This window comes from Hydrogenophaga intermedia (assembly GCF_023715105.1).
GTDB lineage: Bacteria > Pseudomonadota > Gammaproteobacteria > Burkholderiales > Burkholderiaceae_C > Hydrogenophaga > Hydrogenophaga intermedia_A.
Genome location: NZ_JAMBNO010000028.1, coordinates 1 through 26,720, shown reverse-complemented (window position 1 = coordinate 26,720; position 26,720 = coordinate 1). Strand labels below are relative to the sequence as shown.

The 26,720-nt window shown below is 63.6% G+C and carries 30 protein-coding genes; 10 read left to right on the top strand and 20 right to left on the bottom strand.

Annotated elements, in window-relative coordinates:
• Nucleotides 1–46: 46 nt before the first annotated feature.
• From M3149_RS19815 to M3149_RS19765, 11 genes are all read right to left on the bottom strand, one after another.
• Nucleotides 47–742, bottom strand: coding sequence for a haloacid dehalogenase type II (locus tag M3149_RS19815; protein ID WP_251711171.1), 696 nt, complete (start codon nt 740–742; stop codon nt 47–49).
• A gap of 30 nt (nt 743–772) precedes the next feature.
• Nucleotides 773–1,081, bottom strand: a complete 309-nt coding sequence (locus tag M3149_RS19810; RefSeq protein WP_251711170.1) for a hypothetical protein — start codon at nt 1,079–1,081, stop codon at nt 773–775.
• A gap of 12 nt (nt 1,082–1,093) precedes the next feature.
• Nucleotides 1,094–1,663, bottom strand: coding sequence for a carboxymuconolactone decarboxylase family protein (locus M3149_RS19805; RefSeq protein WP_251711169.1), 570 nt, complete (start codon nt 1,661–1,663; stop codon nt 1,094–1,096).
• 161 nt (nt 1,664–1,824) lie between these two features.
• Complete coding sequence (locus M3149_RS19800; RefSeq protein WP_251711168.1) at nt 1,825–2,679, bottom strand: AraC family transcriptional regulator; 855 nt, start codon at nt 2,677–2,679, stop codon at nt 1,825–1,827.
• 43 nt (nt 2,680–2,722) lie between these two features.
• Nucleotides 2,723–3,067 (bottom strand): thioredoxin family protein, encoded by a 345-nt coding sequence (locus M3149_RS19795; RefSeq protein ID WP_251711167.1) that lies wholly within the window; start codon nt 3,065–3,067, stop codon nt 2,723–2,725.
• The gene (locus M3149_RS19790; RefSeq protein ID WP_251711166.1) at nt 3,064–3,597 is read right to left on the bottom strand and encodes a carboxymuconolactone decarboxylase family protein; all 534 of its coding nucleotides are present in this window, start codon (nt 3,595–3,597) and stop codon (nt 3,064–3,066) included. Before M3149_RS19790 ends, M3149_RS19795 begins: the two co-directional genes overlap by 4 nt.
• Nucleotides 3,598–3,629: 32 nt before the next feature.
• Nucleotides 3,630–4,442, bottom strand: coding sequence for a YiiX/YebB-like N1pC/P60 family cysteine hydrolase (locus M3149_RS19785; RefSeq protein ID WP_251711165.1), 813 nt, complete (start codon nt 4,440–4,442; stop codon nt 3,630–3,632).
• A 25-nt stretch (nt 4,443–4,467) separates the two neighbouring features.
• Nucleotides 4,468–5,001 carry a DoxX family protein gene (locus M3149_RS19780; protein WP_419475134.1) on the bottom strand — a complete coding sequence of 178 codons (534 nt, stop codon included), beginning with the start codon at nt 4,999–5,001 and terminating at the stop codon, nt 4,468–4,470.
• A gap of 12 nt (nt 5,002–5,013) precedes the next feature.
• On the bottom strand, nt 5,014–5,784 hold the full coding sequence (locus M3149_RS19775; protein WP_251711164.1) for an HvfC/BufC N-terminal domain-containing protein: 771 nt from the start codon (nt 5,782–5,784) through the stop codon (nt 5,014–5,016).
• Complete coding sequence (gene bufB / locus M3149_RS19770; protein WP_251711163.1) at nt 5,781–6,707, bottom strand: MNIO family bufferin maturase; 927 nt, start codon at nt 6,705–6,707, stop codon at nt 5,781–5,783. Before bufB ends, M3149_RS19775 begins: the two co-directional genes overlap by 4 nt.
• 36 nt (nt 6,708–6,743) lie before the next feature.
• On the bottom strand, nt 6,744–7,064 hold the full coding sequence (locus tag M3149_RS19765) for a BufA1 family periplasmic bufferin-type metallophore (protein ID WP_435370769.1): 321 nt from the start codon (nt 7,062–7,064) through the stop codon (nt 6,744–6,746).
• A gap of 195 nt (nt 7,065–7,259) precedes the next feature.
• On the opposite strand from M3149_RS19765, the gene nrtS reads away from it, so the two are divergent.
• The gene (gene nrtS / locus M3149_RS19760; RefSeq protein WP_251711162.1) at nt 7,260–7,508 is read left to right on the top strand and encodes a nitrate/nitrite transporter NrtS; all 249 of its coding nucleotides are present in this window, start codon (nt 7,260–7,262) and stop codon (nt 7,506–7,508) included.
• Nucleotides 7,509–7,514: 6 nt separating this feature from the next.
• On the opposite strand, the gene M3149_RS19755 is transcribed toward nrtS, so the two are convergent.
• Nucleotides 7,515–8,414, bottom strand: a complete 900-nt coding sequence (locus M3149_RS19755; protein WP_251711161.1) for a DUF547 domain-containing protein — start codon at nt 8,412–8,414, stop codon at nt 7,515–7,517.
• 123 nt (nt 8,415–8,537) lie between these two features.
• On the opposite strand from M3149_RS19755, the gene M3149_RS19750 reads away from it, so the two are divergent.
• The 9 genes from M3149_RS19750 to M3149_RS19710 all read left to right on the top strand — a co-directional run bounded on the left by M3149_RS19750 (nt 8,538) and on the right by M3149_RS19710 (nt 15,944).
• Nucleotides 8,538–9,149, top strand: coding sequence for a sigma-70 family RNA polymerase sigma factor (locus M3149_RS19750; protein WP_353056829.1), 612 nt, complete (start codon nt 8,538–8,540; stop codon nt 9,147–9,149).
• Nucleotides 9,146–9,781, top strand: coding sequence for a DUF1109 domain-containing protein (locus M3149_RS19745; RefSeq protein WP_251711160.1), 636 nt, complete (start codon nt 9,146–9,148; stop codon nt 9,779–9,781). Before M3149_RS19750 ends, M3149_RS19745 begins: the two co-directional genes overlap by 4 nt.
• A 104-nt stretch (nt 9,782–9,885) precedes the next feature.
• Entirely contained in the window at nt 9,886–10,932 is a 1,047-nt protein-coding gene (arsS, locus tag M3149_RS19740; protein ID WP_251711159.1) for an arsenosugar biosynthesis radical SAM (seleno)protein ArsS, read from the top strand.
• The gene (locus M3149_RS19735) at nt 10,929–11,795 is read left to right on the top strand and encodes a phosphate/phosphite/phosphonate ABC transporter substrate-binding protein (RefSeq protein WP_251711158.1); all 867 of its coding nucleotides are present in this window, start codon (nt 10,929–10,931) and stop codon (nt 11,793–11,795) included. Before arsS ends, M3149_RS19735 begins: the two co-directional genes overlap by 4 nt.
• Nucleotides 11,792–12,688 carry a phosphonate ABC transporter, permease protein PhnE gene (phnE, locus tag M3149_RS19730; RefSeq protein ID WP_251711157.1) on the top strand — a complete coding sequence of 299 codons (897 nt, stop codon included), beginning with the start codon at nt 11,792–11,794 and terminating at the stop codon, nt 12,686–12,688. The genes M3149_RS19735 and phnE overlap by 4 nt, the downstream gene beginning before the upstream one ends.
• Entirely contained in the window at nt 12,685–13,530 is an 846-nt protein-coding gene (locus M3149_RS19725; RefSeq protein WP_251711156.1) for a phosphonate ABC transporter ATP-binding protein, read from the top strand. Before phnE ends, M3149_RS19725 begins: the two co-directional genes overlap by 4 nt.
• Nucleotides 13,527–14,531, top strand: coding sequence for a hypothetical protein (locus M3149_RS19720; protein ID WP_251711155.1), 1,005 nt, complete (start codon nt 13,527–13,529; stop codon nt 14,529–14,531). Before M3149_RS19725 ends, M3149_RS19720 begins: the two co-directional genes overlap by 4 nt.
• 3 nt (nt 14,532–14,534) lie before the next feature.
• Nucleotides 14,535–15,380: an S-methyl-5'-thioinosine phosphorylase gene (locus M3149_RS19715; protein WP_251711154.1), complete on the top strand. Its 846-nt coding sequence runs from the start codon at nt 14,535–14,537 to the stop codon at nt 15,378–15,380.
• 111 nt (nt 15,381–15,491) lie between these two features.
• Complete coding sequence (locus M3149_RS19710; RefSeq protein WP_251711153.1) at nt 15,492–15,944, top strand: DUF302 domain-containing protein; 453 nt, start codon at nt 15,492–15,494, stop codon at nt 15,942–15,944.
• A 98-nt stretch (nt 15,945–16,042) separates the two neighbouring features.
• Here M3149_RS19710 and M3149_RS19705 read toward each other — a convergent pair whose 3' ends face one another.
• The 8 genes from M3149_RS19705 to yghU all read right to left on the bottom strand — a co-directional run bounded on the left by M3149_RS19705 (nt 16,043) and on the right by yghU (nt 26,539).
• The gene (locus M3149_RS19705) at nt 16,043–16,906 is read right to left on the bottom strand and encodes a universal stress protein (protein ID WP_251711152.1); all 864 of its coding nucleotides are present in this window, start codon (nt 16,904–16,906) and stop codon (nt 16,043–16,045) included.
• A 13-nt stretch (nt 16,907–16,919) separates the two neighbouring features.
• Entirely contained in the window at nt 16,920–18,401 is a 1,482-nt protein-coding gene (locus M3149_RS19700; RefSeq protein WP_251711151.1) for a SulP family inorganic anion transporter, read from the bottom strand.
• Between the two features lie 366 nt (nt 18,402–18,767).
• Complete coding sequence (locus M3149_RS19695; RefSeq protein ID WP_251711150.1) at nt 18,768–19,439, bottom strand: TIGR04282 family arsenosugar biosynthesis glycosyltransferase; 672 nt, start codon at nt 19,437–19,439, stop codon at nt 18,768–18,770.
• Between the two features lie 8 nt (nt 19,440–19,447).
• The gene (locus M3149_RS19690) at nt 19,448–20,122 is read right to left on the bottom strand and encodes a TIGR04283 family arsenosugar biosynthesis glycosyltransferase (RefSeq protein WP_285887356.1); all 675 of its coding nucleotides are present in this window, start codon (nt 20,120–20,122) and stop codon (nt 19,448–19,450) included.
• Nucleotides 20,123–20,205: 83 nt separating this feature from the next.
• Nucleotides 20,206–22,356, bottom strand: a complete 2,151-nt coding sequence (locus M3149_RS19685; protein ID WP_251711148.1) for an FAD-dependent oxidoreductase — start codon at nt 22,354–22,356, stop codon at nt 20,206–20,208.
• Nucleotides 22,357–22,477: 121 nt separating this feature from the next.
• A complete protein-coding gene (gene selD, locus M3149_RS19680) occupies nt 22,478–24,763 on the bottom strand; it encodes a selenide, water dikinase SelD (protein WP_251711147.1) in 2,286 nt (761 codons plus the stop codon).
• A 154-nt stretch (nt 24,764–24,917) separates the two neighbouring features.
• Nucleotides 24,918–25,604: a glutathione S-transferase family protein gene (locus tag M3149_RS19675; protein ID WP_251711146.1), complete on the bottom strand. Its 687-nt coding sequence runs from the start codon at nt 25,602–25,604 to the stop codon at nt 24,918–24,920.
• Between the two features lie 56 nt (nt 25,605–25,660).
• A complete protein-coding gene (gene yghU / locus M3149_RS19670; protein ID WP_251711145.1) occupies nt 25,661–26,539 on the bottom strand; it encodes a glutathione-dependent disulfide-bond oxidoreductase in 879 nt (292 codons plus the stop codon).
• Nucleotides 26,540–26,720 lie beyond the last annotated feature (181 nt).

Genomic DNA, 26,720 nt, shown 5'->3' with positions numbered 1-26,720 from the left:
TGTCGCCGGCGACAGCGCTACCGGGGGCGTGGTGAATCGAAACGCCTCAGGCACCCAAGTGTTGTGCCAATGTTGGGAAGTCGTCCACCACGATGGTGCAGTCAGGGTGTGGATGCGGATCGGGGGGGCCGGCGGGGCCCCACTCCAAAGGGCGCCGCACGAAGGCGGTGTGGTAACCGCATGCGCGGGCTGCGTTGAGATCGAAGTTGTGGCAAGCCACCATCAAGATTTGACCAGGCGCAACATCCATCCAACGCGCTGCCTGTTCGTAAGCCAGCGGCTGCGGTTTGTAGGCGCCGATCATTTCGCACGAGATCACGGCGTCCCACTCAAGGCCATTGCGTCTGGAGACGGCCATCACCATGGCCAGTGGCAACATGGTGAACGAGACCACCGGAAACTTAAGCTTCAGGCGGACCAACGCCCCGGCAAAGTCTGGCCAGGCGTTCAGGCTGTTCCAGGCGCGATGAATCTGCGCGTGATCTTGCGGCGCGAACATCTCAAGCCCGTGTTGCGCCATCACGCCGTCAAGCACCGTGCGGTGCACGTCGTCCATGTTGAACGCAGGCTGCAATTTGCCCACGATGCCTGCCATCGAGGCGCGCCGGTAGTCGTTGGTTACCGCGTGCCAGTCGCGCTCTACACCGTGGCGCTGTCCGGCCAAGGCGAAGGCCTTGCAGATGCCGCTGTGCCAGTCGAGTACAGTGCCACCGGTGTCAAATGCCAGTGCCATGATGTTCATGAGGCAGTTCCTTTGTTGGCGGGAAGCGCTTCAACCGCCGCCACGGTGGGTCTGCAGATCGAAGCACTTCTGAATGCGGTAACGGGCTTCGTCGTCCAGACCTTCGTAAGTGAAGCTCACTTGCAGCTGCGGAATCTCCAGCAACGCAATGCGTCTGGGTGGCAAAGTATTCCACCGCAACTCCATCGATCCGCCGACCCAGATGGCCACGTTGCGCTGACCGGTCACGTCGGTTGCGAGCTCAGCATCGGGCAGAGCGCGCGGCAACCACGAGACCAACTCCGAAGCGGTGCAGCCCATGACCCGCTCAAATGTCTGTGGAACAAAGGTGGGCGTCATGGATTTAATGGATCAGTCGACTTTGTAGGCCGAAAAACGCTCGTCCACTGGCGTGGCAAAGGCGTGGTTGGAATAGTTGCTCAGAACCTTCACGGACACAGCCAGCACGATGTAGAGCAGATCCCGCTCCTGGTAACCCGCCTCAAGGAACGACTTTACCGTGGCGGGGCTGGGCTGGCCCAACGACTTCACCATCTCGGTGGTTGTTGCGAACAGCGCGGCCAGTTTGGCATCGGGAATGGGTTGCTTTTGACGGATGGCCTGCAGAACTGGGGCGGGAACGCCAGACATCTTGTCGGCGATCATGCTGTGCGCTGCGGTGCAATAGGTGCAGCCGTTGGTCTGGCTGACTGCGAGGAACACCACCTCCTGCTCCGTGGGCGTCAGGCCAGACTCACTGCGGAACAGTCCGTAGCCATGCAGGTACGTACTCAGCACGGCCGGAGCGTTGGCCATGTTGGCATACATGTTCGGGATGAAGCCGACCTGCTTGAGGGCAGTGTCCAGAATGGCCTTCTGAGGGCCTTCTGCACTGGCGTGGTTGATTGGGTTGAGTTGGTGGATGTATGGGGCGGCAGACATGGAAGGAGGGCTCCTGAGTTGCGATTGCAAAGCTTCACCGATCACTGGGTCAGGTGCTCGACGAACGTTGCTTCATGCTAGGTGGTCACCGTACCCAACGAGAGACCAGCCGTCTCTATTTCCATACCCGACGTTCCCTGGAAGGTGAGCACACGGGAGCGTCAAAGACTGAGCGCGGTTTCGGTCTGCGTTGGCAAGGCTTGCTGCCTCAGCCATTGCCCCGGTGCTATTCCGAGCCGGCGCACAAACGCGCGCGACAGGGCGCTCGCGCTGCCATAGCCCACGTCTTCGGCCACCTGCTTGACCGGTGCGCCGCGGGTAAGCAGGCGCTGCGCTGTCATCACGCGCCAAGCGGCCAGGTAGTCAGCCGGGGTGTCGCCAGTCACCTCGCGAAACCGCACCGCAAAGCGGGCGCGTGACATGCCGGCCAGTTGCGCCATGCCGAGCAGGTCCCACGGGTGCTGGGGATCTTCGTGCATTGCGGCCATCACAGGGCCCAGGCGCACATCGGCCAGGCCTGCGAGTGCGCCCCCTTGCGTCAGGCCCAGGGCCATGCAGTGGCGCAGCAGACGAATCATGAGCACTTCGCACAGGCGATCCAGCACTCCTTGTCGGCCCGCGTGTTCGTGAAAGGCCTCCTCGAACATCAGATCCAGCAGAGCGTCGACTCCCGACATCTGCGCCAAAGGGACCATCACCAGATCGGGCAGCGATGCGGTGACGGGATTGACGCCCGAACCACCGAACTGCACCGTGGCACAAACCACGTCGGAGCCAGGTCCGTCATCGGTCACCAGCCGGTGCTGGTCCGGGCGGGGCAGGAACATCAACGTGGGTTGTGTCACCTCGAACCGTCGCCGAGTCACGCCGCGCACCTGAACCCATCCGCTGCGAATCAGGTGGAGGTGTCCGCGTTCTGTGTCGCGCTCGAAGTCGTGAATGCCACAGATGTTGCCGGTGTAAAACACACCCGCATGAAGAGAGAAATTGCTGAGCAGCGAGACGAGAGCATCCATAGCCAGATGATACTTCTGGTCAAATAAAAGACGGTAAGGATGCTTATTCGTCTCGAATCTGCAGGACGCGCAGCAAGGGCTGCCAGGTCGCAGCTTGGTCTTCAGTGGCCCTGAGTGAGCCTAGCTGTGCTGCCTGGCACAGTCGCTGCAGCATGCCTGGCTGGGGCGTGACCGGACCAGCAAAGCACAGCGTACCGGCGCCGTCCACGATCAGGATCAGGGGAAAGGTTGTGATGTCGACGTCGTCGAGCACGGTCTCAAAATCTTCCACATCAACCCAGCGCGTACGCCAGTCGGGCTGTGCGCCTGTCAAGGTTTCGAATTCGGGCCGGTAGTCGCGGCAGGTGCCGCACCAATCGGCACACAGGCACACCACGTCCAGCGTCATGCACTCGGCGCGGCTTGGACAGCCGCATCAAGAAACGCCAACAGCGGTTCGTAGCCGTCGTCACGCAGCGCCTGCCCGCGCGTGTTGAACACGCCAGGGTTGCCTTTGACCCCATGACCTTCGAGCAACCGGTTCATGAAATTGAACAGGCACACGGTGAGCACGGCATCGTGCAGCGCGATCTCGGTCCACCCGGCGTCGAAGACAGCTTGCGCATCCCCCTGGGTCATGCGCGTTGGCTCCAGGGTGAGTTTTCGCGCGTAGCGCAAGAGCGGCTTGAGTCGCTCTTCAACATCGGCCGAATCCACATCGGCCAACAAGGCTTCCAGCACACCCTTACCCATGCCGAAGGCCTGCGCGGTCTGCGCATGCACACCGTAGCAATACTGGCAGGCGTTCAGACCAGACACGTAGGCGGCGATCAGCTCTTTGTGAGCGGGCGTCAGCGGACTGGCGTTGCGCAGCGCTGCGGTGTGAAACGCCACCAGCGCTCGCCCGGCTTCCGGGTTGAGTGTGAGGATGTGGCGCACGCCAGCGTCCTCGGGCAGGGAGGGAAAGAAGCTCATCGGTCGAATCCTGTCGTCAAGGTAACGTGATTAGTTGCCGCCGGTGTGGTCAAGTCGCCCCATTGGACACCATGAAAATCGAACCCTTGCCGCAAGGTCGGTTTGACGATGTCGAAGTACGGCGACACATCGAAGTCGCGCGGCGCAAACAGGCTGTGGTGGCGAACCATGTAGATCTCGTCCTGGCAATCGGGGCACAGGGGATCGTTGCGGTTCATGAGCCGGACCTCTGGCAGCACGGGGTAACCGATGGCCTGGAAGGCTTGGGCAATCAGGGTAGAGCAAATAGCCTTGGTGGGATCACCGCTGCCCAGCGAGAGCATCCGACGTCGGAAACGGGCAGGCACCGGAGGTGTCGGGAACAGGTAACGCGCCAGGTCGATCACGTTCCTCAGGTCGTACTGCCGCCCGAGCTGGGCCACGGCATGCTGGATCAGCGCTTGCCGGTCGGCGGCGAGCAGACCCACCGGTCTGCAGATGCGTGTGTGATGCGGCGCGAACAGATCCAGACCGACGGCACGCACACCCATCTGCACATCGGCCTCGATGAAGCACAGGTTTTCTATTCCATCCTGGCCGACCAGGGCTTCGCGACCAACAAAGAGGGCCGCGTGCGACCAGGTGGACTGGGTGAGGTATTTGATAGCAGTGCTGAACCGGCTGTGTCCCTCAATCAGCAACACATCGCCTGGCACCAGCGTGTCCCTGAGCCACTGCACCGGCGTGGGAGGCGCTGTGCCATGCACATGCACCTCGCGCGCCAGGTAGCGGGCCAGCTGGCGTCCCACGAACCGGGCGAGGCTTCCCACGGTGCTTCCCTTCCCGGTGCACGCTTCAGCAACGCGATGGGTAGCGGATGAACTCATCCACCGAGATCTTGCCCGGGCCGTGGGCCATGAGGTATAGCAACACAGCGGCCCAGACCCCGTGTGTGGGGTAGGCGTCGGGATACACGAAGACCTGGATGACGGTGGTCATGCCCAGCAGCGCCAGCGCCGAGAAACGGGTGGACAGACCTATCAGCAACAGAATGGGAAAAAGATGTTCGCTGAACGCGGCCATCCAGGCCGCCAAGTGCGGCGCAACGATGGGCAAGCGGTATTCATCTGCGAACAGGAACACGGCATTCTCGGAAAGCTTGGGCCATCCCAGCACGAAATCGCCGTTGATGAAGTCGATGGTCAGTCCTTCGATCTTGGTCTGGCCCGATTTCCAGAACACCGCAGCGATCGAAAACCGCGCGAGCAGCGCCAGCAATGAGTTCGGCAGGCGCGTCATGGCGAAGTGGCAATGGGCCACCAGATCGGCCAGTCGATCGAGCAGTGAGGCCGGTTGGGTGCGGGCGGGCGATGGTGATGCGGATTCCATGAGTTGCTCCAGTCATGCGTTGCAAAGGGGGAGATCAACCACCAGGCCGTGGTGCAACAAACCCGCCAGGCTGATTGAAAAATCGAAGTTGTCGTGCTGCGTTCCCATCCCTTGCACGGCCTTTGCCAGTGGTACACCGTCCATGAGAAGTCGAACCAGCGCGACCGTGCCCACCGGCGGCTCCCACACCACCACACCGTCCCCGCGGCGGAGGACGAAGACGTCCTGAGATCGCGTGGTATCTATGGTGGACAAAAGCAGGTCCGACCCGGGCTGGTGCGCCATCCAGACGTCGGCGCCGGCATGGCTCAGGCTCAAGGGCACGAGGGATGCATCCAGGCGGCACCCGCGCTGCAGCAGCGTGTCGCCGTCGGCGATCACCTCGGCCACCAGGGCAATGTCCATGGGGATGTCGTCGGCCGCATGCAGGCTGTGCATGCAGGCCGCTTCGACGCGCGCCACCGACGGCAAATAGGGCACGCTTTCAGCGGGCTCGAACTGCGCAATGAAGCGATCGAAATCCGCTGCGTAGCGCACCAGCACAGGCTGGTGGGGAGGGGACTGCCGGACGTAGACCGCAGCCATGCTGCGAAAGAACGGCTCGCCGACCAGCTCTGCCGTCACTGGGTAGATGGCGAGCAAGGCATCGACCAGCGAGACGACGGTGTTGTTGCGGTGCACCGCGAAGCGATCGGCCAGATTTCCACCACCCCGCAACACAAGACCCGCCGGCACAGGCAGGGAGGGGTCCAGCAGCGCGTGGGCGAAGCTGTGGTGGCTCATCGCACCACCTCGGGTGTCATGGCATGGATCAAGGCTGTAGCATCCAGTGATCGGTTGGCACGCGCCAGCTTCGAGTCTGCCAAGCCCACCTCGGCCATCAGCACGGCAAACGCAGGGATGTTCTGGTCACGCTCCAGCAAGGTGGGCACGGGCCCCACCCGAGCCAGCACCGTGTCGAACAAGGCCCAGACCGCACTGGCGACGCTGGCGCCATGGTTGTCAATGAGCAGGCGCACGCCCGAGCTGTCAAACGATTCGGCAAACCCGGCAAGGTGAATCTGCCCGGCGTGGCGCAGTGGCAGTTCGAGCAGGGCAGCGACGGGGTCCGCGCCCTGGTTGATCGCCGACACGTACACGTTGTTCACGTCCAGCAGCAGACCGCAGCCGGTTCGCTGAACCACCTCGCTCATGAAGGCGCCCTCGCTCCAGGTGGACGCCGCCCATGACAAGTAGGTGGAGGGGTTCTCCAGCAACAAAGGCCGCCCCATGCGGTTCTGGATCTGGTCGATGTGCCGGCAGACCCTGTGAAGGGTAGGCAGGTTGTACGGCAATGGGAGCAGATCGTTGAAGTGCGTGCTGTTGTGGGACGACCATGCCAGGTGTTCGGAGAAGACCGCCGGCTCGAAACGCTGCACCAGCGCCGTTACCGCCTTGAGGTGTTCTTCGTCCAGGCCAGCTTCCGATCCGATCGACAAACCGACACCATGGATGGTCAGCGGGTAGTCAGCGCGGACCGCTGCAAGGTGGCGCAGCATCGGCCCACCCGCCACCAGATGGTTTTCGGCATGAACCTCGAAGAAGCCCACGTCGGGACGGGTGTCCCGAACGTGGGCGAAGTGCTCTGCCTTCAGGCCCAGCCCACCCCGCATTGGCAGCGCGCCAATCCCCAAGGCGGTTTTGCGATGCTGGGCGGTGAGCTCCATGAGAAGGCCTGGTTGGTGAGAGTGCACTCAGGCGGATCAAGCCTTTTCCTTGAACTCCTTCAATTGCCCGAATCCGGATGGCGACTTGGGCGATGCGGTCTTCTCGCACGTTCCTTTTGGAACCAGCGACCAGGCGTTGCCCTGGTAGTCCACTTTGGAAGTGCCGGCGCAGGTGGTGCCCGGCCCGGCGGCGCAATCGTTCTTGCCCTTCAGCGCGACGCCGAAGCATTTTTCTTTGTCCGCGCTCTGCGCGGCAACCGGTGCGGCCACCAGCGTGAGTGCGGTACCCATGGCCAGGGCCAGGGCGGCGCCGGATGCGAGGCGGGTGGCGGTGCGACGATCGACAGTGTTTTCCATGAATGACTCCTGCAAGGGGTTGGCAAATCCGCTCATGGAAAGTCCTCCGAGCGGGCAGGTCAGACAATCTGGCCTACCCTGCATGGTCGAAAGCGCGTCCGGTTCGTTACATCAAAACCAAAAGATTCTTTTCCTGATCGGTCGTGTAACCGATCGGGTCCAGCGAACGAAGCTGACATCACACGAAGCCCTTCAATGAAACAACTTGTCAGCACCGCCTTGTCCAGATCCATCGTCCTGAACGCACTGCGTGTGTCAGCCGTGGTCGGCACTGCACTCAATGTGATCAATCAGGGTGAGGCCGTCCTGGCCTCTCACGCGCCTTCGTGGATGCACGTGGCGCTCAACTACCTGGTGCCCTACCTCGTGTCCAGCTACAGCGCAGCCAAGAACGAAGTCAGCAGAAGCCAGCTGCCTCGCGAAGACGTGCGTCACCCTCAGTAAAACGACTCAGCGGCTTGCGTCGTTCAGGGACCAGTCGTAGTCGAGGTAGGTGATGTCAACGCGCCCGCTGCGGATCCGATCTCGGCCCGCTGCAGAGTCCGACAAGCGTTCGGCGTACAGCCCGGCAAAACCGTGCAATGAGGTGACGCCCCGATCACCTCGCTTGAAATCGTCGGCATACCAGTCAAAGATACGCGAGAGTTGCAGTCGCCCCGCGGCTTCGTCAAACCGGTTGCGCGTCCGGTCAGCCATGAAACGGTTCGACTGCTCCTCCAGTTGGGCGTCGATGCGCGTTGCTACAAAGGCTTCTTCGCGCAACATTGGACACCCGATGGACGCGCAGTTCACGGCGAAATGCACCCTGGGATCGTCATAGACGCCCCGCTTGCGCAGCATGCCGTGTTCGATGTCGTCCAGCGACACCTTGCTGCCCAGCAGGGAAATCCATTTCGGCTTCCAGGGACTGGAGAGGAGGCTGCCCAACTCCTTGATCGACGTCAGGTCCGGGTATTTGGTGAGGATCAGTTCGACGGTGAACGCGTTGTAGGCGTTGATCAGGAACGCCTGGCGCTGCGCCAGGGAGAAGGCCGAGAACCCGTCAATGGTGACGGCGGAAAGTGACGACAGATAGGCCGTGAGGTCCCCGCGGTCCTTTGAGAAGCCTGCGTAGCGAACCTGCGATGCCTGCCCGCCGCGAAGCAGCACGACATGCCGTTTGAGCAGACCGGTCCAGGCGGCGTGGCTGTGATCGAACACTGCAGCATGGCTGTGGCCCAGGGGCCACAAGGCCGGCAGGCACCCGGCAGTGAAGAGGAAAAGCTGGCGTCGGCTGGTGCTCATGACAGGGCCCACGGACAAGGGCTGCGTCGTGACCACGCGCGAGGCGGGCGTGGAAGAAGTTTTCATCTGGCTTGTCTTGACGGGTTGAAAGGGATGGAAGGGCCTTTGATTTACGAAGCCGGAGGCCTTTCGGTTACAGGCAGTGCAGAATCCCGGGCCAACAACCCTGCCTTTGGTCGGCACTTGTTCATGCCGCCCCCCCATTTGTGTAACCAAAGCAGCCGCTGCCACGAAATGCCTAGAGAGACAGGTCCCAACGATTTCGAAGCCAGCCTGAAACCGCTGTGGCTGCGTGCGCAGCAAGGCGATGAGGTCGCTTACCGCGAGGCGCTGGAGAAGATCGCGTTGCGCATCCGCGGATTCCTGCGGCGGCGCATGCAGTCGACGCCAGACGACATCGAAGACCTGGTGCAGGAAACGCTGCTGGCACTTCATCTGCAACGCGGAACCTTTGACCCGACGTTGCCAGTCAGCGCCTGGGTCACCGCGATCGCTCGCCACAAGCTGGTCGATCTCTGGAGGCGCCGTGGGCGGCGGGAGAACCTCCACGACGCGCTGGACGATGTGGACGAGGCCTTGCTGGCAGCCGAGCCGGTCGAAGATGGTGCGCAGCGAGACCTTGAAAGGCTGCTTCAGGAGTTGCCACATGTTCAACGTCAGGCCATCGTGTTGACGAAGATCGAGGGGCTGTCGGTAACCGAAGCATCGATGCGCACCGGCATCTCGGAGTCGGCCATCAAGGTACAGGTGCACAGAGGGTTGAAGCGGCTGGCGCAATGGGTGAAAGACACAGGAACATGAAAACGCAATCGTTGATCGAGATGTTGGCCAAGGGCGCAGGGCCTGCCCCCCAGGCGCCCGTGCTGCGGCGACTGGCCCCAGTGGTGGCGCTTGGCTTGATCGCCAGCGCCTTGTCCGCGCTGGTGAGCATGGGATCGATCCCAGTGACGATGTGGGCTACGCAGGCACCGTGGCTGAAGCTCATGTACGGCGGCAGCTTGGCGCTGGCGGCTGGCTGGTTGACGGCGAGGCTTTCCCGGCCGGTGGCGCGCACGCACTGGCCCGTGCGGGCCGTGTTGGCTGTGTTTGCCACCATGCTGGCCCTGGGCGCGCTCACGCTGGTGTCCAGCGCGCCGGATCAACGCATGGCGGCCCTGTTTGGCGAAACCTGGCTCAGCTGCCCAACGAATGTGGTGGCGCTTTCGTTGCCGGCACTGGCCGGCGCACTGTGGGCGCTTCGCGGACTCGCACCCACCCAACTGCGGGCTGCCGGCTTCAACGCTGGATTGATGGCCGGCGCACTGGGCGCCATGGGTTATTCCCTGGTGTGTCCTGAGGTCTCGGCCACGTTTGTGGCAGTCTGGTACTCGCTGGGAGTCCTGCTGACTGGGCTGCTGGGCGCGGTCCTCGGTCCGCGGCTGCTGAGGTGGTGAGGCCGCGACAACGCCCCTGGCGGTATTTTTTCTGCCGGGCTGTAACAAACAATCGGTTGTGAACGACTGATGGTGTCGAACCTTCAACTTCACCAGTCCGCCCCATGCACGACACCCTGCCGCTGCTCACCGCCACCGACTTTCCCGCCATCCGCCGCCAAGCCCTGAACACGCTGCAGGTCAACCTCGGTTACCGCTGCAACCAGTCCTGCCTGCATTGCCACGTCAACGCCGGCCCCAACCGCAACGAAATGATGGACGGGGCAACGGTGGACCTGGTGATCGAGGTGCTGAAAGCCAGGCGCATCACCACGCTGGACCTCACCGGCGGCGCGCCGGAGCTCAGTGACCACTTCAGGCGCCTGGTGGTGGCGGCCCGGGCCCTGGGTGTCGAGGTGATTGACCGATGCAACCTGACCATTCTCAGCGAGCCCGGTCAGGAAGACCTGGCGGCCTTCCTGGCTGAGCAAGGTGTTCAGGTGGTGGCTTCCATGCCGTGTTATTCCCCAGCCAATGTCGATCGTCAGCGGGGCGATGGCGTGTTCGACCTCAGCATCACCGGGCTGCAGCAACTCAACGCGCTGGGTTACGGCGTCCCAGACAGCGGTCTCACGCTCAATCTCGTCTACAACCCGCAAGGCCCGTCGTTGCCACCACCGCAAGGTGCACTGGAGGCCGACTACAAGCGCGAGCTGATGCAGCACTTCGGTATCCGCTTCAACCACCTGTTTGCGCTGACCAACATGCCGGTGCAGCGTTTCGGCAGCACCCTGGTCTCCAAGGGCACCTTCGGCACCTACATGCAACTGCTCAAGCAGGCGTACCAGGCCGACAACCTCAACACCGTGATGTGCCGCTCCATGATCAGCGTGGACTGGCAGGGCGATCTGTACGACTGCGACTTCAACCAGATGCTGGGGCTGCCGGCCCGCCTGGGCAAGACCTGGCGCCCGCACCTGCGGGAACTGCTCGGTGCGGATCCCGAAGGCGAGGCCATCCGGATTGCTGACCACTGCTACGGCTGCACCGCAGGACAGGGCAGCAGTTGCGGTGGTGCACTGGAGTCGGCCGACCCAGCGGCAGCGACGATTTCTGTTCATGCCGTGCATCAAAGCCCATCCCAAACCGTCACTTCAGGAGAGACCCCATGACCGTGTTCACCCGCTGGCTGGCCAGCCTGTTCCTGCTGCTCGCAACGCTCACCGCACAGGCACAGACCACGCCGCTGAAATTCGGTGTCGGCCTGTTCCAGCCCGATCGGGAGCGCAACGACGCCACCTACCGGCCGCTGGCGCAACACCTCTCTCAGCGCCTGGGTCGCCCGGTCGAGTTGCGCACCGTTGACAGCTGGGAAGGCCTGGCCAAGTCGCTGGCCAATGGTGAAACCGACCTGGCCTTGATGGGTCCGTGGGGCTACGTGCTGGCCAACCAGGCGGCCAATGCCCAGGTGGTCTCAACCATCCTGTACGAAGGCAAGCCTGAATACTTCGCGATGATCGTCACCCATCCGGATTCGGGCATCAATTCGGTGGCCGACCTCAAAGGGCGCACCTTTGCCTTCGGCGACAAAGGATCCACCTCCGGTTACCTGATTCCGCTGCATTTCTTCATGAAGCAGGGCATCGATCCCGCGAAGCATTTTTCTCGTGTGCTGCACACCAAGCACCAGGCGATCCAGACCCAGGTCACTGCCGGGCAGATCGACGCTGGCGCCGACTACAACCGCAACCGCGACGCGATGATCGCGCAGGGCCTGATCAAAGCCGAGCGCTCGAAGATCATCTGGCAGTCCGATCCTTTGCCCAACGACGCGTTTGCCGTCAGCGAAGCGCTCCACAAGGACAAGGCCTTCGTGGCGCGCCTGCAGGCGGCGCTGGCTGAGGTTGGCCCCTTGCTCAAGACGCAGCCGGGTCTGATGCCGCCGAGCTACACCGGCTTCATCAACAGCGACAACCGGGCCTACAAGCCGATCCGGGACGCTGGTCTGGCCACTGGCACGCTGCAGCCCAAGTGAGCGCGCTGCCGATCCAGCCGCCTTTCTCGCCACCGCGTTGGTCCGGTCGGGCGCGTTTTGCGCTGCTGGTGCTCGCCTATGCGCTGCTGGTGGGCGTCTGCCTGGGCAGCCTCTGGGTGGCGGGCGAGTTGTCGCTGGGGCGCAACCCCGTGGCCAACCTGATCAAGTCGATCGGTGAATTCGCATACCCGAGTTTTCTGGATGTGTGGTTCGGGCCGGAGCGCCTGGAATACCGCAGCGAAGACGGCACCTTGCTGCGCGTGGAAGACCGCCGCGTGGTGGAGGCCGATTTTCTGGCGGCACTGGGGCGTGCCACCTGGGTCACGTTCCAGATCGCCACCCTGGGTTCGCTGCTGGGGGCCTTGCTGGCCTTGCCCCCCGGCCTGCTGAGCGCGCGCAACCTGGGCGCACCTCGCTGGCTGGCCTGGGCGAGCAAAGGTCTGCTTGACGTGCTGCGCGCCATTCACACACTGGTGTTCGGCCTGGTGCTGGTGGGCATTGTTGGTCTGGGTCCGACCGCCGGCATCCTGGCCATTGCGCTGCATTCCATGGGCACCTACGGCAAGCTGTACGCGGAGTCGGTCGAGTCGCTGGACATGGGCGCCATCCACGCCGTGCAAGCCACCGGCGCGTCGCGCACCCAGGTCTTCTTCAACGCCGTGTGGCCCGCCGTGCTGCCCCAGTTCGTGTCGAACCACCTCTACATCTGGGAGTTCAACATCCGCGACTCGACCATCCTGGGCCTCATCGGCGCGGGCGGCCTCGGCCTGCTGATCTCCGAGGCGGTCAGCCTGTTCCAGTGGAGCCGCCTGGCCACCATCCTGCTCGTCGTCATCGCGCTGGTGGTGGCGTTCGACAGCCTCTCTCGGCGCATACGCCAGGCTTTGCTGTGAGCGCCACAACACACGACATCCACATCCGCAAGCTGGCCGTGAAAGCCGGTGCGCGGACCTTGCTGCGACTGGACGAACTGCACATCGGTGCCGGCGAGCGGGTGGCCATCGTCGGGCACAACGGCGCGGGCAAATCGACGCTGCTGCGGGTGCTCGGTGGCCTGGCGGTTCCCACCGAAGGATCGGTCAGCGTGCTGGGGCGGCCGCTGCAGGAGCCGGTGTCCGACGCCGCGCTGCGCGCCTGGCGGAGCGAGGTGGGCCAGGTCATGCAGGGGCTGCACATGGTGTCGCGCTTGAGCGCGCGCGAGAACGTGTTGATCGGCGCGCTGGGACGCCTGAGCGGCTGGCGCAGCTGGAGCCGCCTGTACCCCGCGACGCTCGTGGCTGAGGCCGACGAGGCGCTTGCTGTGGTTGGTCTGGAGGGTCTGGGCGATACACGCACCGACCGTCTCTCGGGGGGCGAACGCCAGAAGCTCAGCATTGCACGCCTGCGTCTGCAGCGCCCGCGCCTCATCCTGGCCGACGAACCCACGGCCAATCTGGACCCGGCCGCCGCCGCCGATGCCTGCCGATGGCTGTGCAGCATCGCCGGTGGCGCCACACTGATCACCGTGGTGCACCAGCCTGCGCTGCTGCCGTTGTTGGCCGATCGCGTGATCGGCCTTCGCGATGGCGCGCTGGAATTTGACTTGCCGATCGCTCAGGTCGATGCCGAACGGCTGCAGGCGCTGTATGCGTCTAGCCTGAGCCCGATGCCAACCGACCGCTGTTCAACACCCAACCCATATCCGACGCCGGCGCTGACGGCTTGCCTGCCAACCCTGCAACGAAGTACCCCATGAACATTGACGCTCCCACGCTCGATGCCTCGCCTGCGACTGCCGGCAGAAGCTGCCCACTGCACTACCGCTACGCGCCCTCGGTGTTCGCCAGCGCGGCGCCTGAGCACCTGAGAGATCTCGATGTGCTTTATGTGGTGGGCGGCTTGTATGGCAACGAGGCCGCACTGCAGCGCGTGATCGAACTGTTCGGGCAGGAGCGCGGGCGAGCCCGCATGGTGTTCAACGGCGACTTCCATTGGTTTGACGCCGATCCCGCCGTGTTCACCCGCATCCAGCAATCGGTGATGCGCTTTGATGCCTTGCGCGGCAATGTGGAGACCGAGCTGGCCGACCAGAACGCCGATGAAAGCGCCGATGCCGATGCCGGCTGCGGTTGCGCCTACCCCGACTGGGTGGGAGACCAGGTGGTCGAACGCTCCAACCGCATTCACAAAGCGCTGCGCAGCTGCGTCACACCCGAGCAGCAGCGCGAACTGCGGTCCTTGCCGATGTGGCTGCGCGCCGATGTCGGTCCACTGCGTCTGGGCGTGGTGCATGGCGACGCGCAGTCGCTCGCCGGCTGGGGCTTTGCGCAGGAGCACCTGCGCGACGCCGTGCACCGCGAGGCGGTGAAACGCTGGTTCGACGAGGCTGACGTGCACGCCTTTGCCAGCACGCACACCTGTCTGCCCGTGTTCCAGCGCCTTGCTTCAAAGCAAGACCACGCACGCTGGGTGTTCAACAACGGCGCCACCGGCATGCCCAACTTCCAGGGCGATGCGGCGGGCCTGATCACCCGCATCGCGTTCTCGCCGTACACGGGCGCCGAGCGTCGTTTCGGCGTGGTCGAGCGTGAGGTTCACATCGACGCCATCGCCATCGAAATCGATACCGCCGCCTGGCAGCGGCAATTCCAAAAGCTGTGGCCCGAGGGCAGCGACGCCCACGCCTCCTACTTCAACCGCATCCAGCACGGTCCGGCCTATCAGCTGCAGGACGCCGTGCGCCCACTGGAGAACTGAACCATGCTCGCCATCATCGGAGGCACCGGCCTCTACGAACTCGACGGTCTGGACATCCACGAACGTCAGGGCGGCGACACGCCGTTCGGCACGCCATCGGGCGAGGTGTTGCGCGGCACCTTGCACGGCCAGGCGGTGCTGTTTCTGGCGCGCCACGGGGCCGGTCACCGGCTGTTGCCGCACGAAGTGAACTACCGCGCCAACGTGTATGCGCTCAAGCGTGCAGGCGCCACCATGATGCTGGGCTTCTCGGCCGTGGGCAGCCTGGCCATGGAAGTCGCGCCTGGCGACCTGGCGATGCCCGAGCAATACATCGACTGGACGCGGGGTGCGCGCGAGCGAACCTTCTTCGGTGGCGGTGTCGCCGCGCATGTCTCCACCGCCAAACCGGTGAGCAGCGCGCTGGTCGATGCGGTCATGGCCGCTGCGGACACGTCTGGCCTCAAGGTGCACCGCGGCCTGACCTACGCCTGCGTGGACGGCCCCCGCCTGGGCACCCAGGCCGAGAGCCACCTGCTGCGGCAGATGGGTTGCCACCTGGTGGGCATGACCAACGCACCCGAGGTGTTTCTGGCGCGCGAGGCCCAGATGGCCTATGCCACCGTGGGCCTGGTGACCGACTACGACTGCTGGCTCGACGACCCCACGCAACACGTCAGCGTGTCGGCCGTGTTCGAGCTCTACGGCAAAAGCCTGGCCAAGGCACGTCGCCTGCTGGACGCGCTGTTGTCGCAGACGCTCCCGGTGCCCGAAACCTCGATCCGGACAGCGCTCACCGGGGCGCTGCTCACGCCCGACGATGCGATGTCCGAACTTCAGAAGACCTGGGTTTCCCAACTCCGGTCTTGATCCAGTACCGAAGTCATCTGCGTAGAACATGAGAACTTGTTGGAGGCTGGGTACCTCTCACAAGCGCCGAAGCAGCCAGGCTGCGCCACCCCAACCCCAAGGAGACTCCCCATGCGAATTTTTCACGCCATCGCTGCACTCGTTCTGACATCCACCCTCGGCCTGGTCAATGCCGCCGATGGTCTGATCTCGGTCAAGAGTCCCCACGGCGCGAAGGCGACCATGGACCGACTGGAGGAGCTCGTGAAGCAACGGGGCCTGAACGTGTTCGTGCGCATCGACCATGCGGCAGGCGCGACCAAGGTGGGCAAAACCCTTCGACCCACCGAAGTGCTCATTTTCGGCAATCCGCAGGGCGGAACACCTTTCATGGAGTGCGCGCAATCGGTGGGCATCGACCTCCCGCTCAAGGCACTGGTGTGGGAAGACGCATCGGCCCAGGTCTGGGTGGGCTACAACGATCCCGCCTTTCTCGCCCAGCGCCATGGGGTTGCGCAGTGCCCCGTGGTTGAGAACCTGCGCAAGGCGCTCGAAGGCATTGCGAACGCGGCCATTGCCAACTGACGACGTCAGTTCTCCTTCGGTTGCGTCCCCCGTGCGCCTCCGTCAACTACGTACACATGCGCCTGCTGACACATCTCTCGCCCCAGCCATTCCGTTGATCACCTCAATAGCAACGTGGGAACAGCCGCTGAGCGCAACAGGTCGGTGGTCTTGCTGCCCACAAACAAGCTCCTCCATGGAGAGTGGCTGTAGGCACCCATGACCAGTAGGTCGCATTGCTGCGACTTCACCGCCTCAGCAATCACGGTCTCGGGGTCACCCAGGTGAACCTCCATTGAGACCTGGAAGCCCACCGCCTCCAGCACGTTGCGGGCCTCCTCGATCTGCTTCGGCCCTTGGGCTTGCGCCTTCCCCGCCATCAGCAGGTGGATGGGCAGCCCCTTGAGCAGCGGACTCCCGGCAATCATCTGAATGCCCTGGCGGGTCACGCTGGAGCCATCGAACGCGTACAGGACGCGGCTGGGTTCACGGAACGCATCCGGCACGGCCAGCACGGGCTTGTTCACCGAGCGGACCACCCACTCCAGGTTGCGGCCAAGGTCTCGCTGGGTGGCCTGTGCAGAAGCACCGCGACGGCCCAGCACGAACAGGCGGACATCGCCCTGAAGTTCCGGGAGCGTGGTCTCCAGCTCGCCATGGCGTTGCCGCACGTCAACCACGAACGCTCCCGATGCCATGGCCCGCTCGCGCAGGCCGTTGAGGAACACCCGACCCATCTCCCGGGCAGCGCGTGTCCTCGTCTCGTCCTCGTCGCTCAACTGCTTGAGCAGGTTCTCCTGGGCATCAAGGCCGATGGCCCCGCTGTGGTCCTGCACGGCTTCCAGGCGGGGATGTCGGTCGATGACGTGAAGGAGTTCCATCGGGGTCTGCATCCGCTTGGCCGCCCAGGTGGCGTAGTCCGCCACGCTCTCGGCGTATTTCGATTGGTCCACGCAGGCCAGTACTTTTTTGTCTTCGTTCATCTCGTGTTCTCCTTCAGTGGCCCATGAGCATGTCGTCCGCGCCATCCTTGTCGTGGATGCCGAAGCGGTCCACCATGGTTGCACTGGCCTCGTTCAAGCCGATGACTTCGACCTCCGCTCCCTCGCGGCGGAACTTGATGACCGCCTTGTCCAGGGCGCTCACGGCGGTGATGTCCCAGAAGTGGGCGCGGCTCACGTCGATGCGGACCTTGTCGATGACCTCCTTGTAGTCAAAGGCGTTGGAGAAGCGGTCGGCGCTGGCGAAGAACACCTGCCCGATGACCTGATAGGTACGGGTACGCCCCTCGTCCTCGCTCTGCGACCTCACCCTCAGAATCTGCCCGACCTTGTGGGCGAAGAAGAAACCCGACAGCAACACACCAGTCAGCACGCCCATGGCGAGGTCGTGGGTGGCCACGGTCACGGCCACGGTAGCAATCATCACCACGCTGGAACTCTTGGGGTGCTCGCGCAGGTTCTTGATGGAGCCCCAGTTGAAGGTACCGAGGGAGACCATGATCATCACGGCCACCAGGGCGGCCATGGGTATTTTCGCCACCCAGTCACCCAGGAACACGACCATCAACAGGAGGAAGGCGCCAGCCGCCAAGGTGGAGAGGCGACCACGTCCCCCTGACTTGATGTTGATGATGGACTGACCAATCATGGCGCAGCCCGCCATACCGCCGATGAAGCCCGTGGCGATGTTGGCAACGCCCTGGCCAACGCACTCGCGGTTCTTGTCGCTCTTGGTGTCCGTGAGGTCGTCCACGATGGTGGCCGTCATCAGCGATTCCAGCAGGCCCACCACCATGAGGGTCAGTGAGTACGGGAAGATGATGGAAAGCGTCTCCCAGGTCAGCGGGATGTTCGGGATGAGGAACACCGGCAGGCTGTCGGGGAGGTCACCCATGTCGCCCACAGTGCGGATGTCGAGGCCCAGCGCGATGGCGACACCGGTCAGCACCACGATGGTCACCAGCGGCGACGGCACCGCCTTGGTGATGTAGGGCAGGCCGTAGATGATGCCGAGACCCGCCGCTGTCATGGCATAGACGTGCCACGTCACGTTGGTGAGTTCGGGCAACTGGGCGAGGAAGATGAGGATGGCAAGGGCGTTCACGAAACCCGTGACCACTGACCTCGACACGAACCGCATCAAGGCACCCAGCCGGACCCACCCAGCGATGACCTGAAGGACCCCGGTGAGCACCGTGGCGGCCAGCAGGTACTCCAGGCCGTGGTCTTTCACCAGCGACACCATCAGGAGCGCCATGGCCCCCGTGGCGGCTGAAATCATCCCCGGTCGGCCTCCGGTGAAGGCAATGATGGTGGCGATGGAGAAGGAGGCGTACAGGCCCACCTTGGGGTCCACCCCGGCGATGATGGAGAAGGCAATAGCCTCCGGGATGAGGGCGAGGGCAACAACCAGACCCGCGAGGAGGTCGTTGCGCACGTTGGACAGCCAGTCCTGGCGTAGTGTTTGAAGTGACATAGAGAAATGGCCCTCGCGGTGATGCGAAGGCGGGAAGCTCTGCAAGAGGGGTGTGACCAACTGATGCTGGTCAGGCGAAGCACGTAGGGCGCGTGGCGGCCCTGGGAAACTACGGTGGAGTCACCGAGCAGAAAAATCCCCGTGGCAGGCCCCAGCCCGGGTAGAACACCGGGTGTTTGAGAGAGGCTGCGAGGGTATGTTGCACCGCAGTATTGTACGTGCCTGCGTTCGACCACACATCCACGTCTGGCTCCCTGTCTACGTGACGTGTCAGGACGCCAACAGTGGTTGTGAGAACCGGCGCGGCGTGGTGACATGCATCCTGCAGATGCAGATGCAGATGTCTGGATGCCTGAAATGGCAAGGTCAGGCGGCCCGAGGCGCCTCCTCGGGTGTCGGCCAATGTGGATGTTCCTGGATGGCAGTAAGCCAACCCTCTGGCAACCAGCGAAGATCATCGGGCTCATCGATGTCGTGCAGCGTTGGCAAGGTGGTCGCGCTCCAGCCCAGCTGGCCCATTCGAGACCGCGTGACCTGTGCCACGCTGGACGTGCTCCACGCGATGTCTTGAAACAGGCTGGCGTCAAAGCGGTCCAGTGCCAGCAAGACATAGCCACCGTCAAAGGCCGGCACGAGCGCGGCATCGCTGGTGAGCAAGCAAGCCGCCGCCTCCCGAATCCGCTCGGCAGAAAGATCCGGGCAATCGGTTCCCATCAACAGCACCGGGTGGCCCGCATCCAGCGCACGTTGAGCAGCCCGTGCCATGCGCTCGCCCAGGTCACCATGGCCTTGATCGCTCATTCGCAGCGCTGGGTGCTGAGGCAACAGCCCCGACCACAGGGGATCTTCAGGCGCAGGCGTCACACAAACCTCCACGGTGCCAACCTCGCTGACCAGAGCCTGTTCGACCGCATGTTTCAACATCAAGGCAGCCAGGCGGGCGGCTCCCGTTGCTCCCAGTGCGGGGATCAGTCTTGTCTTGGCAAGGCCTGCGACGGGTGCTTTGGCGAAGACGATGATGTGGACAGAGTGGGTCATGTGGTGTCCTATTTGTACAGCTGCGCCAACTGATCTGCAGGTGCGCCTCGCCAGTACGCCCAGCGCAGCCGCCACATCAGAAGGATGGTTCGCCAGAGGCCACGACTCTCCCATCGGCGTCCCGACGTCAACACGGCACTGTCAATACATGCAGGGCGGGACAGCTGGAGAAGACGGCTGGACAACTCGATGTCTTCCATCAAGGGCTGGTCGGGGAATCCACCCGCTCCATTGAATGCCTCGCGGGTGACAAACATCGCCTGGTCACCCGTGGCAATGCCTGTCCAGCGCGAGCGAAGGTTCATCAGCTTGGCCACCACGCGCAGCATGGGATGAGGTCCGTCGATGACCACATCGAAACGGCCCCAGACGGCGCCGGAGCTTTGCATCGCTCGGTGGATGGTGATGATCGCCCCCTCGGGCAGCACGGTGTCTGCGTGCAGGAACAAGAGCACGTTGCCCGCGGCATGAACGGCGCCGTGGTTCATCTGCCGGGCGCGACCTCTTGGCGAAGTCAGAACCTGCAAGCCCGCTCGAGCGGCCAATTCAGCGCAGCCGTCATCGCTTCCACCGTCCACGATCAGTACCTCGCATCCCTGGCTTTTCAGCAAAGACAGCCGAGTCAGCAGGCGGGGCAGCCCCGTTGCTTCGTTGAGCATGGGGACGATGATGGACAGACGCATGGGGGTGTGAGACACGACGGTTTTCATAAAACACCAGGTCGGCCGACCGCAGTGCTGGGCGCCAGGGCCATGGCGGTCATTGTTCAGCCTCGGCGCCAGGCGTGATAGCGGCCCAACCAGGCCAGGACGCGCTGAGGAGCGTGAGCGCGTTTCCATTCACCGGCGACGTATTTGTTCGCCTCGGCCATTGTGGGATAGGTGTGGATGGTGCCCAGGATCTTGTTCAGTCCCAGCCCGTGCTTCATGGCCAGCACGAACTCGGCCAGCAGGTCGCCTGCATGTTCGCCCACGATGGTCACGCCCAGGATACGGTCTTTGCCCGGCACGGTCAGCACCTTGACGAATCCGTGTGCCGAACCGTCGGCAATGGCGCGGTCCAGGTCGTCAATGCCGTATTTCGTGACTTCGTAAGGGATGTTCTTTTCCCTGGCGTCCTGTTCGTTCAGCCCCACCCGGGCGACCTCGGGCTCGATGAAGGTGGCCCAGGGGATGACCGAGTAGTCGACCTTGAATTTCCTGAAGCTGCCAAACAGAGCATTGACAGCGGCGTACCAGGCCTGATGACTCGCCGTGTGGGTGAACTGGAATGGCCCGGCCACGTCACCCGCGGCAAAGATGTTGGGATAGAGCGTTTCGAGGTACTCGTTGACCACCACCGTGCGCTCGGTGGGTATGCCCAGATCTTCCAGTCCGTAGCCCTGCAGCCGTGCCGATCGGCCGACTGCGCACAGCAAAGTGTCGAACCCGATGCGCTTCTCCTGACCCTGGTGTTCCACCACGATGAACTTGTGGTCTCCATCCCGCTCGCAGCGCAGAGCCTTGTGACCGGTCAGTACCGCCACACCGTCGCGTTGCAGCGAATCGCGGGCGAGGTCGGACACCTCCTGGTCCTCCCGGATCATGATCCGGGGCGCCATTTCGATTTGCGTGACCTGTGAGCCCAGGCGTGCAAAACTTTGCGCCAGCTCGCAGCCGATCGGACCACCTCCCAGCACCACCAGACGCGCGGGTGGTGCATCCAGTTTTGCGAACTCGTCCCACAGGGTGTCGCTGGTGACATATCCCACGTCGTCCAGCCCAGGCAGCGGCGGCACGAAGGGACGAGCACCCGCGGCGATGACGATGCTGCGGGTGGTCAGGCGTTGGATGCCACCGTCGTTGAGGGTGACTTCGACCGTCCAGGGGTCCACGATTTTGGCGCGACCCTGCAGGACCTCGACACCCAGCCCGGTGTAGCGTTCCACGCTGTCGTGCGGAGCGATCTCGCTGATGACCCGGTGCACCCGCGCCATCACCTGCCGGAAACTGAAGGCCGGTGTGGCAGCCTCCAGGCCATAGTGATCGGCGTGGCGCATTTGGTGGGCGAGCTTGGCCGACTTGATCAATGCCTTGCTGGGCACGCAGCCGTAGTTCAGGCAGTCGCCACCCATCTTGTGTGCTTCGACCAACGTGACCTTGGCCTTGACGGTGGCCGCGATGTAGGAAGTGACCAGGCCCGCAGCGCCGCCACCGATGACCACCAGATTGCGGTCAAAGGTTTTGGGCCGTTGCCACTTGGCGTAAACGCGCCGGCGTTGCAGGAGACCTAGAGCAGCTTTGGCGATCATGGGGAAGACTCCGAGCAGGATGAAGGACAGCAGAACGCCCGGCGACAAAATACCCGAGAGACTGGAGAGCTGGGCCAGCTGGGTGCCGGCGTTGACGTAGACCAGGGTGCCCGCGAGCATGCCGAGCTGGCTGACCCAGTAGTAGGTGCCCGTGCGGATGGGTGTCAAGCCCATGAGCAGGTTGACCAGGAAAAACGGGAAGACCGGGATCAGGCGCAGCGTGAACAGATACAAGGCGCCGTCCTTGGCCATGCCGTCGTTGATGGCCTTGAGTCGGTCTCCAAAACGCGCTTGAACGCTATCCCGCAGCAAGTAACGGGAGGCCAGAAAAGCCAGTGTGGCGCCCAGGCTGGAGGCGAACGAGACCATCAGCGTGCCGCCGGCCAATCCGAACAGGGCGCCAGCCGCGAGCGTCAGGATCACCGCACCGGGCAGTGACAGCGCTGTGGCCAGCACATACAGACCGAAGAAACCGAGCGCGGTGGCGATGGGAGAGGCCTGGCGGATGGCTTCGAAGTCTCCCAGGCGGTCCTGCACGGCGGTGAGTGTCAAGTAGCGGTCCAGCCCAAGCCAGAAATAGGCGGCCACGAGTATCACGACCGTGGCGAGGATCAGGGTTCTTTTCATGCGGCGAAGGCTTCGTGGGTTCAGGCTTTGGCAATCGTTGATTGCCCGAATGCTCTTCAGTCGCTGCCGGGTCCTCTTTCGTTACAGCTGGTTTCGGAGGGCGCGAATTGGTGCTGGCTCCTTATGCGCTGAGCACCACGGGTTCCAGTGAGTCGGACGCGCCGCTGACATGACCTATGGCTGCTGTGTGCAGGTAGCCTGCCGCCTGCAGGGAACGGATGCAGTCGGCTGCCCGGTCGCCCGGCACGCTGGCCAGCAGGCCGCCCGCCGTCTGCGGGTCGAACAGCAGCGGATAGCGCGGGTCTTTGACGAAGTCTTCGGCGTTGCGCAGGGCTCGGCGCAGCCGCACATTGGCCGGCTGCAGCGAGCTGACGATGCCCGCTTCAACGCATTCCAATGCACCATCCAGCAAGGGCAGGGCGCTCAGTTGCAGCTCTGCGTCCACTCCCGAGGGACGGGTCATTTCCACCAGATGCCCCAGCAGGCCGAAACCGGTCAGGTCGGTGCAGGCGGTGGCGCCATGTTCGCGCAGGATCTGCGCGCCGACCTGGTTGGACACCACCATGGATTTCAGCGCCGCATCGATCCAGCGGCCCTTGGCGGCGTGCCGCGCGTGGGCGGCGAACAGCGTGCCGGTGCCGATGGGCTTGGTGAGCAGCAACACGTCACCCGCTTGCATGCCGCCCTTGCGCATGACGCCATCCATGTTCTCGTCGATCAGTCCGTTGATGGCGAAGCCCAGTGCGAGTTCGCGGCCCTCACCGGTGTGCCCACCGACCAAGGCGCAGCCGGCGGCGTTGAGCACCTCGACCGCGCCGGTCATCATTTGCAGCAGCAGGTCTTCCACCTTGGATTCGAGGCCTGGCGGCACGGTGGCGATCGCTGTGGCGGACTGAGGCTCGGCACCCATGGCAAAGATGTCGCCCAACGCGTGATTGGCCGCCACCTTGCCGAACAGGTAAGGGTCGTCGATGAAGCTGCGAAAGAAGTCCACGGTGTGAACCATGGCCTTGCCCGGCGGCACGCGCACCACGGCGGCGTCGTCGGGCGAGTGAAGCCCGATCAGCACGTCGTTGCGCTCGACCGGTTGCAGGCTGCCGAGTGCGCGGGTCAGGATGCTGGCGCCCACCTTGGCGCCGCAACCACCACAGCGCATGGCAATGGCCGAGATGGCCTGGCGGGATTCTTCGGCGCTCAGCGCCAGGCTGCTGGCCGGTGCAGCCGAGGGGGCGGCACCGGGCGCCATGTCTGGCAGCTCGGTGAACTGGCGCATGAAGCGGCGATCGATCCAGTCCTTCCAGGACCAGACCCAGGTACCGGCGAAGCCGATGGAGCCGCGCGAGGCCACGGCGTATCGATTGCCGGTGGAGATCAGTGCCAGCCATTTGCGTTGCGGGTTGAAAGCCACCGTCGGCTGATCGCGCAGGCACAAGCGCAGGTTCTTCACCAGCGGTGGGCCCATGCGCACGGCAAACACACCGGCCTTCTCCAGCGGGCGGTTGGTGAACGAGGCCACATCCCCTGCGGCGAAGATTTTGGGGTCGTCCAGCGTCTGCAACCGGTCGTTGACTTTGACGAAGCCGTGTTCGTCCAGTGCCAGACCGGTGCCTTGCAGCCAGGCCGGCCCACCGGCTTGCGTGACCCACATCGTTTCGTCGGCATCGAAGGTTCGACCGTCGCGCGTGTGCAGGCAACCGGGCGCGACCTGATGCACCTCCGCACGCGTATGCACCGCGACGTGGCGCTCTTTGAGCACGCGGGCAAAGCGCGCGCGTACCCCGGCGTTGTGCGTCGGCAGGATGGAGTCGCCCGCCGTGAGCAACACAAAGTGCAGCCAATCGGGATTGCGCCCCAGCTTTTGCAGCTCGCTGCGCAGCCGGTACTGCATCGACAGCACCAGTTCAACCCCGCCCGCACCGCCGCCGACCACCGCGATCGTGAATCGATCGCGCAGCAGGCGCACGCGCTCGAGCAGATTCAGCCAGCGGAGGTTGAAGTGGGCGATGGGCTTCACGGGCACTGCGTGTGCTTGCGCGCCTTTCACCTGGCGCACATTGGGTGTGGAGCCGATGTTGATGGAGAGCAGGTCGTACGGCACCGAGGGCCGGTCCTTCATGAGCACACGCTGGTTGGACCGATCGAGGCCCGTCACTTCACCATGGATGAAGCGCGCTCCGGCAAACGAGGCCAGACGGCCCAGGTCGATGTGCACCTCGTCAAAGCTGTAGTGGCCCGAGATGTAGCCAGGCAGCATGCCGGAGTAAGGCGTGTCGATGTCGGTGCAGATGAGGGTGATGCGCAGGCCAGACTCGGGTTGCATGGCGAGCATGCGCAGCACGACAACGTGGCTGTGGCCCCCTCCGACGAGAACAAGGTCGCGCAGGATCGGTTGTTCGGAAACTTGCATGGAGGAAAGTTGAGTCGGTGAACGTCGAAGCCCTCTTCGGACGTTATGGGCCGTCATTTGAGCGGGATCGCGTCAGCCCGGCGCCCCTTGCCGGACCAAGCGGCTGCGGCCAAGCGAACGCCGCCCGTTGGTGCACCGACGACGCCGCCTGCGCTCAGGCGGTCAAACGGGCGTTTTGCGGGAACATGACTGCCCGTGCCTCTTCGTCCATCTCGGCCTTGAAGGCGTGCTTGGCCTTGAGAGCTTCGGCACGCTGAGCGGCCGGACGGGTGTTGATCTCATCGAGCAGGCGCTTGACGTTGGGCAACTGCTCCCACGCGGCGGCCCCGAGCACAAACGGCACGGCGCGCGCCCAGCCCCAGACAGCCATGTCGACCAGGGTGTAGGTCTCGCCGAGCATGTAGCGATGCTGGGCCAGTTGCTGGTCGATGATCTTCCAGTGGCGCCAGGCTTCGAAGTCGTAGCGGTTGACCGCATAGGCCTTGGGCTCGGGGGCAAAGTGTTTGAAATGAACCGCCTGCCCGGAATACGGGCCGACCCCGGTGGCGACGAACATTAACCAAGACAGCATCTGTGCACGGGCCTCGGGCGTGTCTGGCGGCAGGAACTGGCCGGACTTCTCCGCCAGATACAGTAGGATGGCATTGCTGTCGAACACCACCGCGTCGCCGTCGACCAGGGCCGGCGTTTTCGCGTTGGGATTGATCGCCGTGAACGCGGCCTCGTGCTGCTCGCCCTTGCGCGTATCCACCGGCACCAGTTCGTAGGGCAGTCCGGTTTCTTCGAGCAACAGCGCGACCTTGGCCGGGTTGGGAGAGGGGTGGTAGTAGAACTTGATCATGAAGGTCTCCGTGGCAATGAGTGGGTGGTCTGAGCGGTGTCGGGCCGCTGGATGGCTCAGCCGGCTGCTGGCGACAGCTTGTCTTGGGTGCGTGTGTCGAAGTCCTGGGCGTCATGCCTCTCGTGCAGCTGCTCTTCTGCTGGACCCCAGTTGCGGTTGACCATGCGCCCGCGGCGAACCGCCGGTCGCGCAGCGATTTCTTGGGCCCAGCGTTGGACGTTTGTATAGGTCTGTACCTGCAGGAATTCGGCCGCGTTGTAGAGATGACCCAGCACCAGCGCACCGTACCAGGGCCACACTGCGATGTCAGCGATGCTGTAGTCGTCACCGCCCAGGTGGCGACATTGCGCCAGGCGTCGGTCGAGGACGTCGAGCTGGCGCTTGGTTTCCATGGTGAAGCGGTCGATCGGGTACTCAAACTTGGCCGGCGCATAGGCGTAGAAATGGCCGAAGCCGCCGCCTAGGTAAGGGGCGCTGCCCATCTGCCAGAAAAGCCATGACAGCGCTTCGGTGCGTGCGGCTGGATCTTCGGGCAGCAGCGCATTGAATTTGGTAGCCAGGTACAGCAGGATGTTCCCTGACTCGAACACACGCTGCGGCACCGCTGCGCTGCGGTCGAGCAACGCCGGGATTTTCGAGTTGGGGTTGACGGCCACAAAGCCCGAGCCGAATTGGTCGCCTTCGGAGATGCGGATCAGCCAGGCGTCGTATTCAGCGCCGCGGTGGCCCATGGCCAACAACTCTTCGAGCATCACGGTCACCTTCACACCGTTCGGCGTGGCTAGCGAGTACAGCTGCAGCGGGTGTTGGCCGACCGGAAGGTCCTGGTCGTGCGTGGCACCGGCAGTCGGACGGTTGATGCTGGCGAACTGGCCGCCGTTGGGTGCGTTCCAGGTCCAGACAGCGGGTGGGACATAGTCAATTGGAGTGGTCATGGGCGAGGTTGCTCAGGTGTCTGGGAAGAAGGACACGAAGCGGTGTACAGCTATAAGGGGTATCTATTTAGCTCCAGCAGCGCCAGAATAGCTGGATGGAAACCCAGATGCTAACGCCGACTCCCGGGCAGGACTACCCTCGCACCTGGAACGAATTTCTTGACTGGTTTGCCACCGAAGA

Excerpts from the sequence above, each read along its gene's own strand:
- M3149_RS19815 (WP_251711171.1), bottom strand. The coding sequence starts at position 742 with ATGAACATCATGGCACTGGCATTTGACACCGGTGGCACTGTACTCGAC.
- M3149_RS19810 (WP_251711170.1), bottom strand. The coding sequence starts at position 1,081 with ATGACGCCCACCTTTGTTCCACAGACATTTGAGCGGGTCATGGGCTGC.
- M3149_RS19805 (WP_251711169.1), bottom strand. The coding sequence starts at position 1,663 with ATGTCTGCCGCCCCATACATCCACCAACTCAACCCAATCAACCACGCC.
- M3149_RS19800 (WP_251711168.1), bottom strand. The coding sequence starts at position 2,679 with ATGGATGCTCTCGTCTCGCTGCTCAGCAATTTCTCTCTTCATGCGGGT.
- M3149_RS19795 (WP_251711167.1), bottom strand. The coding sequence starts at position 3,067 with ATGACGCTGGACGTGGTGTGCCTGTGTGCCGATTGGTGCGGCACCTGC.
- M3149_RS19780 (WP_419475134.1), bottom strand. The coding sequence starts at position 5,001 with ATGGAATCCGCATCACCATCGCCCGCCCGCACCCAACCGGCCTCACTG.
- M3149_RS19775 (WP_251711164.1), bottom strand. The coding sequence starts at position 5,784 with ATGAGCCACCACAGCTTCGCCCACGCGCTGCTGGACCCCTCCCTGCCT.
- bufB (WP_251711163.1), bottom strand. The coding sequence starts at position 6,707 with ATGGAGCTCACCGCCCAGCATCGCAAAACCGCCTTGGGGATTGGCGCG.
- M3149_RS19765 (WP_435370769.1), bottom strand. The coding sequence starts at position 7,064 with ATGGAAAACACTGTCGATCGTCGCACCGCCACCCGCCTCGCATCCGGC.
- nrtS (WP_251711162.1), top strand. The coding sequence starts at position 7,260 with ATGAAACAACTTGTCAGCACCGCCTTGTCCAGATCCATCGTCCTGAAC.
- M3149_RS19755 (WP_251711161.1), bottom strand. The coding sequence starts at position 8,414 with ATGAAAACTTCTTCCACGCCCGCCTCGCGCGTGGTCACGACGCAGCCC.
- M3149_RS19750 (WP_353056829.1), top strand. The coding sequence starts at position 8,538 with ATGCCGCCCCCCCATTTGTGTAACCAAAGCAGCCGCTGCCACGAAATG.
- M3149_RS19745 (WP_251711160.1), top strand. The coding sequence starts at position 9,146 with ATGAAAACGCAATCGTTGATCGAGATGTTGGCCAAGGGCGCAGGGCCT.
- arsS (WP_251711159.1), top strand. The coding sequence starts at position 9,886 with ATGCACGACACCCTGCCGCTGCTCACCGCCACCGACTTTCCCGCCATC.
- M3149_RS19735 (WP_251711158.1), top strand. The coding sequence starts at position 10,929 with ATGACCGTGTTCACCCGCTGGCTGGCCAGCCTGTTCCTGCTGCTCGCA.
- M3149_RS19720 (WP_251711155.1), top strand. The coding sequence starts at position 13,527 with ATGAACATTGACGCTCCCACGCTCGATGCCTCGCCTGCGACTGCCGGC.
- M3149_RS19715 (WP_251711154.1), top strand. The coding sequence starts at position 14,535 with ATGCTCGCCATCATCGGAGGCACCGGCCTCTACGAACTCGACGGTCTG.
- M3149_RS19710 (WP_251711153.1), top strand. The coding sequence starts at position 15,492 with ATGCGAATTTTTCACGCCATCGCTGCACTCGTTCTGACATCCACCCTC.
- M3149_RS19705 (WP_251711152.1), bottom strand. The coding sequence starts at position 16,906 with ATGAACGAAGACAAAAAAGTACTGGCCTGCGTGGACCAATCGAAATAC.
- M3149_RS19700 (WP_251711151.1), bottom strand. The coding sequence starts at position 18,401 with ATGTCACTTCAAACACTACGCCAGGACTGGCTGTCCAACGTGCGCAAC.
- M3149_RS19695 (WP_251711150.1), bottom strand. The coding sequence starts at position 19,439 with ATGACCCACTCTGTCCACATCATCGTCTTCGCCAAAGCACCCGTCGCA.
- M3149_RS19690 (WP_285887356.1), bottom strand. The coding sequence starts at position 20,122 with ATGCGTCTGTCCATCATCGTCCCCATGCTCAACGAAGCAACGGGGCTG.
- M3149_RS19685 (WP_251711148.1), bottom strand. The coding sequence starts at position 22,356 with ATGAAAAGAACCCTGATCCTCGCCACGGTCGTGATACTCGTGGCCGCC.
- selD (WP_251711147.1), bottom strand. The coding sequence starts at position 24,763 with ATGCAAGTTTCCGAACAACCGATCCTGCGCGACCTTGTTCTCGTCGGA.
- M3149_RS19675 (WP_251711146.1), bottom strand. The coding sequence starts at position 25,604 with ATGATCAAGTTCTACTACCACCCCTCTCCCAACCCGGCCAAGGTCGCG.
- yghU (WP_251711145.1), bottom strand. The coding sequence starts at position 26,539 with ATGACCACTCCAATTGACTATGTCCCACCCGCTGTCTGGACCTGGAAC.